The following is a 12,821-nucleotide window of genomic DNA, read 5'->3' on the forward strand; positions in this document are numbered from 1 at the left end:
TTAATGTGGTAAAGCTATGAAGACTGAGGGCATTCCCGCTGAAAAATTACAAAACCCGCTTACGAATATTTGGCATTCAGGGAAATAGCTACCAAAATAAATTGACTGTCAGCAATCTTTTCAGCTTAAAATAACGGACTGACCTGAAAAATCAGAATATTTTTCTTAACGCTATTTCTGTGAATTGGGATTGGACTTTCCTAAGTTTGCCTGACTTATTCTTAACTGCTACTCCGGCTCCCGCCTATCCAGAAATGGTCTCCCACCAATACAACAAAGAATCTTCGTATTATCATACTCCATCTACCTGTATGAAGCATTTCGCCTTTCACTGTCTAATAATCATTGGCAGTCTTGTACTTAGCAACACACTCTGGGCTCAGCCAGCAACGAAGCCTGATACGATCATTAACCCCGTTTTTAAAGGCATGGCCTGGCGAAATATTGGTCCAACCCGTGGTGGCCGGTCGCTGGGATCTGCCGGGTCGCCGAGCCGCAAACAGGAATATTATTTCGGAGCCGTAGGCGGAGGTTTGTGGAAAACAACCGATGGCGGCCAAAGCTGGTCGCCCGTTACGGATGGGCAGTTGACAAGCTCATCCGTAGGTGCCGTGGCCGTTGCCGAATCCAATCCTGATGTGGTCTACATTGGTACAGGCGAAACCCAGCTTCGGGGCAACATCATGCAGGGCGACGGCGTGTATAAATCGATTAATGCCGGAAAAACCTGGACCAATATTGGACTGAGAAACACCCAGGCCATTGCCCGTGTCCGCATACACCCCACCAATCCCGATATCGTTTACGTTGCTGCGTTGGGACACCCCTACGGCCCTAACGAAGAGCGGGGCATCTTCCGAACTATCGACGGCGGTAAAAGCTGGAAGAAAGTTCTGTATAAAAGCGACAAAGCCGGGGGCGTCGACCTGATCATCGACCGAACGAATCCCAACGTACTGTATGCGTCGCTCTGGCAGGTATACCGCAAACCCTGGAAGATGTGGGGGGGCGGGGGTGACTCCGGCCTATTCAAATCGACCGACGGGGGCGAGACCTGGACCGAGCTGACCCGCAAACCGGGGATGCCTAAAGGAACAGTCGGAAAAATTGGCGTGACCGTTTCGCCCGTCGACCCCAACCGGGTGTGGGCCATTGTGGAAGCCGAAGACGGGGGCGTTTACCGTTCCGATGATGCCGGTATGACCTGGAAACACGTCAACGACGAGCGCAAGCTTCGCCAGCGAGCCTTTTATTATTCAAGAATCTACGCTGATCCTCTCGATAAAAACGGCGTGTACTGCCTCAACGTCGATTTTTATAAGTCGACGGATGGGGGCGTAAAATTCAATAAATCGCTGAAAGTACCGCACGGCGATAACCACGATTTATGGATCGACCCGGCCGATTCGACCCGCATGATTACCTCCAATGATGGCGGTGCGGCTGTTTCGGTCAACGGCGGCAAAACCTGGACCGACGAAAACTTCCCTACCGCGCAACTTTACCACATCACCGTTACCAACGATTTCCCGTATCACGTAGCTGGTGCCCAGCAGGATAATACCACGGTAGCAGTAGCCAGCGAAGGTTGGGGGAATCAACAGGCTCGCAGCAACTCCATCAAAAAGAGCGAATGGACCTACGAAGTCGGTGGGGGCGAAAGCGGCTACATTGCCCAGGACCCCAAGAACCCGAACATCTTTTATGCAGGCAGTCAGGGGGCGTTACTCACCCGATACGACCGCACGACGGGCCAGACCCGCGACGTGCAGGTGTACCCGCGTTTCTTCTCCGGCGAGCCCGCCAGTGCCTTGCCCGAACGCTGGCAGTGGACCTACCCCATCGTCTTTTCGCCCAAAGACCCGAACCGGCTGTACGTCTGTTCGCAGCACGTATGGGTATCGACCAACGAAGGGCAAAGCTGGGATAAAATCAGCCCCGACCTCACCCTTGCCGACACCGCTACACTGGGAAAAAGCGGTGGCGTCATTACGATGGACATGAACGGTCCGGAGATTTACGCGACCGTTTTTGCGCTGGCTCCCTCCTACCACGACGTCAACACGATCTGGGCGGGCTCCGACGACGGGCTCATCCACATCACCCGAGACCACGGCAAGAGCTGGCAGAAAATCACCCCGCCGGATATGCCCAAACACACCCGCGTGAGCCTCATCGAAGCGTCGCGGCACAAACCGGGTACCGCCTATATAGCCGCCAAACGCTACCAGATGGACGACCGCACGCCCTATCTCTGGAAAACGGATGACTACGGGAAGACATGGAAAAAGATTATAACCGGTCTGCGGGCCGATGATTACGCGCATGCTATCCGCGAAGACATCACGCGCCCCGGCCTGCTTTATGCGGGTATGGAACACGGCGTTTGGGTATCGTTCAATGATGGCGAGAACTGGCAACCGCTGCAACTAAAGCTGCCCGATACTCAGATTTCCGACATTCAGGTGACGGAGAAGGACATCGTCCTTGGCACGCATGGCCGGTCGATGTATGTGCTGGACGATGTGGCTCCCGTCCGCGAGTTTACGCCTGATCTGGCAAAGAAGGCCGCTCACCTGTTCAAGCCTTACTACGCTGTTCGGCGGGTACAGCCAGCCGTTTTCCAGTACTATCTGGGGAAGAAAGCCGACAGCGTGAAAATTGAGATTCTCGATGCAGCCGGAACGCTGATTCAGTCGTTTACGGGCAATAAACCCACCTACCCGAAAGAAGATGAGGATGACGACGATTCAGGAAAACCGAAAATCAAGCTACCCACCACGGCCGCTGGGTTGAATCGCTACGAATGGGACTTGCGGTACCCCGGTGCTACTTACTTCAAGGGGATGATTATGTGGGGGGCTCGTCCAACGTCCGGGCCACTGGCCTTACCCGGTCAGTATCAGGTACGATTAACGGTGGGCGATCAAACCTTCACCCAACCCTTCGAAATCAAGCTCGATCCCCGACTAAAAGGCGTTACGGAAGCCGATGTGCAGGAGCAGTTCAAAATGGCGATGAAGCTACGGGACGAAACAAGCAAAGCCAATGACGCTGTCATTCAAATCAGGACGGTAAAGGAGAAGCTGGCCAAACAGCCCGAAAGCCCGGCCAATAAAAAGCTGAAAGAGCAATTGAGCCTCATCGAAGAAAACCTGTATCAGATTCGAAATCAGAGCGGGCAGGACCCGCTGAACTTCCCCATCAAGCTGAACAACCGGTTGGCGGCTCTCTGGCGCAGCATTGAATCCGGCGATGCCAAACCCACCAACGGTTCCTATAAAGTGTACGAAGAACTCACCGCCGATCTGAACAAACAACTGGCCGAACTGGACACGTTGCTAAAAACGAAAACGGTGAAAAATATTGGCATGTGATTGTGAAACTGGCGCGAGTATTTACCGCACGGGCGGCCCCGTCGTGCCTTTTTATGAAGTCAGTATTCACTGACGCAAGCGAATGCTCACTAAATAAAAAGGCACGGGCAAATGCCCGCGCCAGCCTCAACCCCTCATCTCCCAAACTATGTCAAACCGACTATACTATCCCTTCATTTGCCTGTTAGCGCTTCTGAACAGCGTAGCAACGCAGGCTCAAGTAACTCCACCGGCTGTTGACCCCGCACAGGCCTCCATCATGAAGGCCATGCAATGGCGCAACATTGGTCCCTTTCGGGGCGGGCGTTCGGTTTGTGTGGCGGGGCACCCTACCGAGCGACTGGTCTTTTATATGGGTACTACCGGTGGGGGTGCCTGGAAAACGGAAAACGGCGGCATCACCTGGCAGAACATTTCGGATGGTTTTTTCAAGACCGGTTCCGTGGGTGCCATTGCCGTATCTAAGTCAAATCCCAACATCCTGTATGTGGGGATGGGCGAACATACGCTGCGGGGCAACCTGTCGCATGGCGATGGGGTCTATAAATCGACTGATGCGGGGAAAACCTGGAAGCATATTGGCCTGACAGCTACCTACCACATCGGTCAGGTAATTATCGACCCAACCAATTCCGATATCGTTTATGTAGCGGCTCTGGGACATGCATTCGGCCCCAATGAGGAACGGGGTATTTTTCGGACGCAGGATGGTGGCAAAAGCTGGAAGAAAGTCCTTTACAAAAACCCCAATGTTGGTGCGATCGACCTGACCATCGACCCGGCGAACCCCAAAACGCTGTATGCCTCGACCTTCGAATTTCGCCGGTTTCCGTGGGGCGTTCGCAGTGCCGGGCCGGGAGCGGGTATTCATAAATCGACTGATGGGGGCGAGACCTGGACCGATATTACGCGAAACACCGGACTGCCAACGGGTACCAACCGGGGGCGCATAGGACTGGCCCTCTCGCCTTCCAAACCCGATCGCATCTGGGCGATTATCGAAGCCGAGAACGAACAGACGGGCGTGTACCGGACGGACGATGCCGGAAAGAGCTGGCAGCTCGTCAGCCAGTTTGCCGACTTGTTTCAACGCCCCTGGTATTACCATCACCTCGCGGCCGACCCCAAAGACAGCGAAACCATCTGGGTGCTGAACATCGACATGTGGAAATCGAAAGACGGCGGCAAAACCTACAAAAAGGTCGACCCGCCCCACGGCGATAATCACCAGCTCTGGATTGACCCCAACGATACCAACCGGATGGTACAGGCTAACGACGGGGGGGGCACCGTAACCTTCGACGGCGGCAAATCATGGTCGAGCATCTACAACCAGCCTACGGCCCAGATGTACCACGTCATTACGGACAACAAATTTCCGTACCGGGTCTATGGTGCCCAGCAGGACAATTCGACCATTTCGGTACCCAGCCGTTCAGATTACGGCGCCATCTACCCCGACCAGAACTTCGATGTAGGCGGGGGCGAATCGGGTTATATCGCCTTCGACAAGAATGACCCAACGCTCATCTTTGCGGCTAATCACCACTGGCTCACCCGCCTGAACCTGAAGACCAATCAACTCAAAGATGTGTCGGTCATTCCGGACGATATGTACGGCTACGGCTCGGCGGATCTGGCGTACCGTTTCCAGTGGACATACCCGGTCGTTACCTCGCCCCACAACCCAAAAGTCCTGTACGCTACCTCCCAGTTTGTGCACCGGTCGATGGATCAGGGGGCTAGCTGGCAGGTGATTAGCCCCAACCTGTCGCGATCCGACCCGGCCACGCTGGAAAAGACCCCGACGATGGACGACCAGTCGATTGGGAAAGACTGGGGACCAATCAAGCGAGACAACACCGGTGTCGAGTGGTACGGGACGATTTTCGCCCTGGCCGAGTCGCCGGTAAAAGCGGGTATCCTGTGGTCGGGTTCCGATGATGGCTACGTTCAGTTATCGGTTGACAATGGCAAAACATGGAAGAACGTCACACCGAAAGCCATGCCCGACTTCGCCCGGATCAGTATCATAGAACCCTCTCCGCACGACCCAGCAACGGCTTATGTAGCCGCCCTGAAGTATAAACAGGATGATTTTCACCCTTATCTCTACAAAACCAGCGACTACGGCAAAACCTGGACAAAAATCACCCAGGGCATACCGGACGATGAGTTCACCCGCGTGATCCGCGAAGACCCCAAACGACGTGGTCTGCTGTATGCCGGTACCGAAAAAGGTATGTACGTTTCGTTTACCGACGGTGCCCGCTGGCAACCGCTTCAGTTAAATTTGCCCGTGGTGCCGATTCATGACCTGGCCATTCAGAATAACGATCTGGTGGCGGCTACGCACGGACGCTCGTTCTGGATTCTGGACGATCTGACGGTTCTTCACCAATTGACGGACGAGGTGCAGAAATCGGCGGTTCATTTATTCAAGCCCCGGCCAACGGTCCGTTTTAAAGCGGGTCTGGACCCGGCTATCAAACCCGTACCAAGTGGTGCCGACGAACTGGGCAAGAACCCACCCAATGGGGTTAAGGTCGTGTATTATTTGAAAGAAAAGCCAAAAGGACAAATCTCGCTGGCTTTCCTCGATGCCGGCGGTCAGTTGATCAAGTCGTACAAAAGTGCCACGCAGGTTTCCACCTCGACAACGACGTCGAAAGATTCGTCGGGGCGCGTTGAGATGCGTCAACCGGCACCACCGGCCCGCCGGGAAACCACGCTGCCCGCCAACGTTGGCGGCAACACGTTTGTTTGGGAAGACATGCGTTACCCCGACCCTATTTCGTTGCCAAATTCCGTTACTCACGGCCGGGCAAAGGGTCCGCTGGCCATGCCGGGCAGCTACAAGGTTCAGTTGACGGTGGATGGTAAAACGTACACACAGACGTTCGACATCATCAAAGACCCGCGCATCGAAACAACGCCGGAGGAATTCAAGCAGCAGTTCGACATGCTTATCAATATCCGCGAGCGAATCAATGAGCTACGGAATGGCGTGTTAACCATTCGAAAACTGCGCCAGCAACTCGACAGCGCCAGCCACTCCCCCAACGACCCGACGGTTATTGAACTGAAGGACAAACTGTTGCGCATTGAAGATGCGTTGTACCAGTTCCGAGCCAAAGCCAATCAGGATTTAACAAACCATCCCGTTCGATTAAACACTAAATTTACGGCCCTCGGCGGCTTCGTCGAGTCGGACGATTCGAAACCAACGCAGCAGCAAAAAGACCAGTTTAACAGCCTGTCGAAGAGCCTGGACGAGCAACTGAAAGCCCTGGAAAACCTCAAACCAACGATCCAAAGTAAAATCAGACCGAATGGTTGAGATTTGTTAGAGCAATCTCACTGTTAGAAAAGATTGATCATCCCAGACTCATCTTCACCCCTCCCCTTTTTAGAGGGAGGGGCCGGGGGTGGAGTAGCACAAACCTATACATGCCCATCACCCGTAGAAACATAGCCCGCTTTTTCCTCGCCACAGCCACCTTGGCGGTGCTGAGCGTATGCGGCTATTATTACGGGCTCGAACTACTGGCCAAATGGGCGTTTGCGCACAAAGACTATTTCGATGCGGAGGAGCTGATTCTGATTGCCGTCCCCCAAGCCGACCTCACTACCGAAATGGCTCACATACTCCACGAGGGCGAATTTGAATGGAGGGGTGAAATGGTCGATGTGCTGCATCGGGAAATTCGGTCGGATACCCTCTTTGTGTATGGTTTTCGGGACAAAGCCGAAACACAGTTGCGCCGGGAAGCCGCCTGGCTGTACAAAGATGTCAATCATCCCTACCGTCGGTCCAATACCCGAACGAAACGGGTGAAGTGGATAAGCTTGATCAACCCTGTTATCCAAAGTTATTTTGACCCTTTGGCGGCTGTGAAAATTTTCAGCCTACAGCCCTTCTTTTCGTACTCAGCCACTACAGTTACCCCCCCCCTGCTGGAGGTTCCCTACCCTCCGCCCAACGTATAAATTTCTGCCCATTTTTCTTGTCTGGACTTTCGACCAGTAAACTGTCTGTGGTTTTCGCACAGGGTGTTGCAAACGACCTATCTTCAAGAAATGTCGTTTGCAACACCCTGTGCGAAAACCACAGACAACAGGATTTTTATGTCTCTAATTAACAACCTGTATGAAATTTATACATCTCCGCTTTTTCGTTTTTTCAGTATTTATAGTTCTCCTTACCACAACCGGGTATGCCCAAACGACGATAAGTGGCCGAGTAGTTGACCAAACCAACTCCCAACCCATTGCGGGGGCCTCGGTATTGGTCAACGGCAGCTCGCGGGGCACAACGGCCAATGATAAAGGCCAGTTTGAATTAAGTGCCAGCGAAGGCGATCAACTGCAAGTTTCGGCCATTGGCTACCAGACCCAAACGATAAAAATCAAAGCTATAACCCGCACGCTCACCATCGAACTGGAATCGTCGAACATTGACCTTAATGAAGTAATCGTTTCCGGCTACTCAACGCCCCAGACCATTCAGCGAACGGCGGGGGCGGTAGGGCTGGTCACCAGTCGCGACATCCAGCGGACCAACGGTATCCACCTGCAAAACTTCGTGAACCTGATACCGGGGGTGAAAGTAGAGATGAGAACCGTCGCTGCGGGGAACCGCATTGTGATTCGGGGGTATGGCAACCAGACGAACTTCAATGGTGTAGGCTACAAGGCGTACCTGAATGACATCCCGCTGACCGACGGCGACGGCACCACCTTTCTGGACGATGTGGATTTCACGAACCTGAGCCGCGTCGAGATCATCAAAGGACCAGCCTCCAGCTCATACGGCAATGCGCTGGGCGGGGTGGTGAACTTTTATACCGAACGCGCGTCCATCGGCAAGACGAGCGTGAGCCAACAGGTGCTGGCCGGATCGTATGGTCTCTTTCGGACGAACACATCCATCAAAACCGGCTCAGACAACACCAGCCTGAATATCAATTACGGCCACCAGAAGTACGACGGATTCCGGCTGCACGGCACCTCGAAGAAAGACTTCCTGAACATTACCAGCGACACATACCTCAGTCAAAAACGGTCGATGTCGGTCTTTGTGGGTTATACCAATTCGTATGATCTGCTGTCTGGGCAGGTTGATAGTGTCAACCTGATCGTTCACCCCGACACGGCCGAAGTGGCTTATATTGCCAATAATGCCAGTATCAAAACCGAAAGTGCCCGGGTCGGTATTAGCCACAATTACCAGTTTACAGATCGTTTCTCCAACAAGACGACGGTGTTCGTGGGTGGACAAATCATCGACCAACCGTTTGCCGCCGGGGTCAACAAAACCAACAAGTTCAAGTTTGGCGGCCGGACAGTCTTCACATACACCAACGATGCCAATGCGCTGAAACCAACCTTCAGCATCGGGGCCGAATTCCTGAAGAACTTCAACTACGCCAAAGGATATGGCTTGTCGAACGGTATTCTGGGCGCCCTCCGCTCCGACCTCGAAGTGCAGGCCATGCAGTATAACGTGTTTGCTCAGGCAGCCCTGCAACTGGCCCCCCGGCTGACATTATCCGCCGGTGCCGGGCTGAATTTTGTGGAGTATGGCATTACCGACATGCGGGCCAGCACAACGACGCCCGCCTACGTCAACGCGTCGGGTTACAAACGGTTTGATTCGGTGTTGACACCACGTGTTGCCGTCTCGTATCAGGCTACCGACAACGTATCGTTCTACGCCAGTGCCAGCCAGGGGTATTCGGCGCCGGCAACCAATCAGGTGGTTATTGCCCAGACGGGTGTTGTCAATTACAACCTCCGTCCGGAAACGGGTACCAGCTACGAGATTGGCAGCAAAGGGAGCCTGCTAACGAAAGCACTGACTTACGAAATTGCGTATTTCAACATGGCCGTGACTGATAAACTTATCCCGCAGAACTTCCCGGCTACGCCCACATTGCCCGCCTATACCCTGACCACCAACGCGGGTAAAGTTCAGCATAACGGGCTGGAGCTGGCGGTTCAGTATGCCTATCGCCCCAGCGCCGGAGCCATCTCACTGATTCGTCCGTTCGTGTCGTACACCTACAGTGATTTCTATTATAAAGACTACAGGAGCGATAATAATGGTGATGCCAAAACGATCAATTACACCGGCAAGAAAGAGTCCGGCATTGCGCCCAACCTGCTGAACGCCGGTTTCGATCTGGAAGTACGTCCGGGCTTCTACCTGAACGGAACGATGATGTACGTCGACAAGATGCCTATTACGCTGGCTAACGACCATTTTGCCAAAGCTTACACGCTTGTCAATGGTAAAGTCGGCTACCGGAGCGCGCTGGGGAATCATTTCAGTCTGGATGTGTACGTGGGCTCGGACAATATGCTGAGCAGCACCTACTCGTCGCTGATCTTCCTGAACCTGCCCAACCCGGCAAACAACCGGCCGCTGTTCTTTAACCCGGCGCCCAAGATCACCTTCTATTCAGGGGCTATGCTGAAGTACACGTTTTAGTTTGCTGTTTATCTAATCAAAACCTATTTGACTTCTTGTGGTGCTGTCAGTTTTAAGAAACTGACAGCACCACAAGATTTATATCAGAAAAACATTTCAACAAAATTATCCATGAAAATCTCCCAATCGCTTGTACTGATTACCCTGTTTAGTGCGGGCATTCTGTCCTGTACGTCCAGCCAGAAAGATCAGTCTGAAACCACCGGCAAACAACGCATCGTCTGCGTCGCCAAACAGTTAACCGAACTGATTTATGCCCTCGGCGCGGGTGATCAACTGGTAGGTGTCGACCTGTCGAGCACCTATCCGCCAGCCGCGCAGAAGCTGACCAAAGTGGGCTATCACCGGCTGCTGAACGCCGAAGGCATCATTGCCCTGAAGCCGACCGTCGTCTACCACGATGGCAACGTGGCTCCCGAAGCAGTAATGACCCAACTGGAGAAAGTTGGTGTGCCGATGAAAGTGTTCAAAGACGCTCATACCATTCCAGAGGTAAAAGCCTTATTCGACACGCTGGCGGCTCAGTTTGGTGCCCAGAAACAGGCCGACAGTCTGAAAGCGAAACTGGATACCGATCTGGCCAAAGCCGCTACCGATGTGAAGCAATTCAAGACTGTTCCTAAAGTGGCGATCATTCACTTCGGTCGGGTCATCAACAACTACCTCGTGATTGGTAAAGCCGGAACGGCCTCGTATATGCTCGATCTGGCGGGCGGGAAAAACGTGATGGACACGCTGAAAGGCATGAAACCCCTCAGCCCGGAAATCATCAGTAAAGCCCAGCCCGACATTATTTTGGTTACCGACTTCGGCTATGACCGTATGGGCAATGCTGACAAACTGGCTACCCTCCCCGGTATTGCCTTAACCCCGGCGGGTAAAAACAAGAAGATTTATCGCATTGAAGAGCACGACCTGATTTACCTCGGTCCCCGTACGGGCGAGAATGTCCAAATGCTGATGAAGTTGATTCATCAATGAGCTGTTTGTAGGTGTGGTGTCGGGTCCACAGACCCGACACCACAGAGCTCCACCACTCCACTTACTTCACCACTTTCACCTACTCCACGCTCTTCACCCACTATGAAACCACCACCCCTCTCTGCAGGACACTGGTACGGCATCCTCGCGGGGCTGCTTGTCCTCTCCGTTATTGCCGCCCTGCGGATCGGTGCCGTCGATCTGACTTTTACAGATATCAACCACATTCTGCTTAACGGCCTTGGGCTTTCCGGCACAACTGTTGACCCCATTTCGCAGGGGCTCTTTCTGCAAATCCGGTTGCCGCGTGTGCTGCTATGCGCTACGGTTGGGGCTGGCTTGTCAGTGTCTGGGGTGTTGATGCAGGCGCTCTTTCGGAACCCGATTGTGGAGCCGGGACTGGTCGGTACCAGTTCGGGGGCGGCTTTAGGGGCGGCCCTGGTCTTTGTACTGGGCAAAAATATCAACTGGGCCTTCACTGATGCGCTGGGGTTATTTTTGTTGCCCTGTGTTGCCTTTATTTTCGCCTTTGGGGCAACGTTGCTGGTATATCGGATTGCCTCAGTTAGCGGTAAGGTCAATGTGGCAACGATGATTCTGGGGGGTATCGCCATCAATGCGCTGGCTACCGGCGGCACCGGCTTTCTGTCGTACATTGCCCGTGACCCGCAGGCTCGTTCTATCACCTTCTGGAATCTGGGCACGTTTTCCGGAGCCGACTGGACGCAGCTGGCCATCGTTTTTCCCGTAACGTCCGTGGGTATATTACTTTCGTTACGCTTTACCAAAGCGTTGAATATCCTTATTCTGGGCGAGGACGAAGTACGGCACCTGGGCTATAACATCGACCGGCTCAAAATTCAAGTCCTCTTATTGAACACCCTGCTGGTGGCCATTGGTACGGCCATGGTTGGCGTCATTTCGTTTGTTGGGCTGGTTGTACCTCATCTAATGCGCTTGTTGAAAACGTCCGACAATCGGTTTCTGGTGATCTCGTCGGCTCTGCTGGGCGGCTCCCTGCTTACCCTGGCCGATACCATTGCCCGAAGGCTGGTAGCACCCGCCGAGTTCCCGATCGGTGTGATCACTGCCTTTGTGGGCGCCCCCGTATTTATCTGGCTGCTGGTTCGCAATGCCCGCTCGTTTCAGAAAGGAGGTTTTTATGCTTAAAGCCGAACACCTGTCGTTTCAGATTGGCCGTCAGACATTAATTGACGACGTTTCACTCACGCTGCTGCCCGGTGAGTTCACCATGGTGCTGGGTCCGAATGGAGCGGGCAAAAGCACCCTGCTCAAACTGCTGACAGGTACCGAAACGCCAAAAACGGGCCAGATCTTTTATAAAGATATTTTGCTATCCTCCATTCCGCTCGCTACCCAGGCGCGACAGAAAGCTGTACTTTCCCAATTGCTGTCGCTCCCTTTCGATCTGAGCGTATCCGAGGTTATCATGATGGGCCGGTATCCGTATTTCGACCTCAACCCGAGGCAGGAAGATACCCGGATTGCCGACCATTGCCTAGAGTTGGTGGGTATGCTTTCGTTCAAATCCCGTGCATTTGCATCGCTGTCCGGGGGAGAGAAGCAGAAGATTCATTTGGCGCGGGTGCTGGCGCAATTGTACCGCCAGCCGGGCGACGAATCAGTTAAATACCTTTTCCTGGACGAGCCTATTTCGGCCCTGGACATTCACTACCAGCATCAGATTCTGGGATTGGTGCGTGAGCTGGCCACTAAAAAAATGGTCATTTTCGTCATTGTCCACGACATTAATCTGGCCTTTCAATACGCCGATAACGTCATTCTGATGAATCAGGGGCGCATTTTCAATACGGGAAATCCGGAGCAGGTACTGACCAGTGAAGCCATTGATACGGTATTCGGAATCCAGCCGTATTTTACGACACACCCAGAAACCGGGCGTAAGGTGATGATTTATTAGAACGCGAACAGGCCCAACCCCGATTTCC

General features: G+C 53.5%; 7 protein-coding genes. All 7 read left to right on the forward strand.

Translation table 11 applies throughout. From position 1 onward, the window contains the following. Positions 1 to 311: 311 nt before the first annotated feature. The 7 genes from ACYVJM_RS03695 (at position 312) to ACYVJM_RS03725 (ending at position 12,793) form a co-directional block, all read left to right on the forward strand. Entirely contained in the window at positions 312 to 3,377 is a 3,066-nt protein-coding gene (locus ACYVJM_RS03695; protein WP_461146851.1) for a VPS10 domain-containing protein, read from the forward strand. A 148-nt stretch (positions 3,378 to 3,525) separates the two neighbouring features. Next, a complete protein-coding gene (locus ACYVJM_RS03700) occupies positions 3,526 to 6,717 on the forward strand; it encodes a WD40/YVTN/BNR-like repeat-containing protein (RefSeq protein WP_461146852.1) in 3,192 nt (1,063 codons plus the stop codon). A 110-nt stretch (positions 6,718 to 6,827) separates the two neighbouring features. Then, positions 6,828 to 7,367, forward strand: coding sequence for a hypothetical protein (locus ACYVJM_RS03705; RefSeq protein ID WP_461146853.1), 540 nt, complete (start codon positions 6,828 to 6,830; stop codon positions 7,365 to 7,367). Positions 7,368 to 7,527: 160 nt separating this feature from the next. Next, on the forward strand, positions 7,528 to 9,870 hold the full coding sequence (locus ACYVJM_RS03710) for a TonB-dependent receptor (RefSeq protein WP_461146854.1): 2,343 nt from the start codon (positions 7,528 to 7,530) through the stop codon (positions 9,868 to 9,870). Between the two features lie 111 nt (positions 9,871 to 9,981). After that, on the forward strand, positions 9,982 to 10,851 hold the full coding sequence (locus tag ACYVJM_RS03715) for a heme/hemin ABC transporter substrate-binding protein (RefSeq protein ID WP_461146855.1): 870 nt from the start codon (positions 9,982 to 9,984) through the stop codon (positions 10,849 to 10,851). 102 nt (positions 10,852 to 10,953) lie between these two features. After that, positions 10,954 to 12,021 carry a FecCD family ABC transporter permease gene (locus ACYVJM_RS03720; RefSeq protein ID WP_461146856.1) on the forward strand — a complete coding sequence of 356 codons (1,068 nt, stop codon included), beginning with the start codon at positions 10,954 to 10,956 and terminating at the stop codon, positions 12,019 to 12,021. Continuing rightward, positions 12,014 to 12,793, forward strand: a complete 780-nt coding sequence (locus ACYVJM_RS03725; RefSeq protein WP_461146857.1) for a heme ABC transporter ATP-binding protein — start codon at positions 12,014 to 12,016, stop codon at positions 12,791 to 12,793. Before ACYVJM_RS03720 ends, ACYVJM_RS03725 begins: the two co-directional genes overlap by 8 nt. Positions 12,794 to 12,821: the final 28 nt, after the last annotated feature.

This window comes from Spirosoma pulveris (assembly GCF_054781875.1).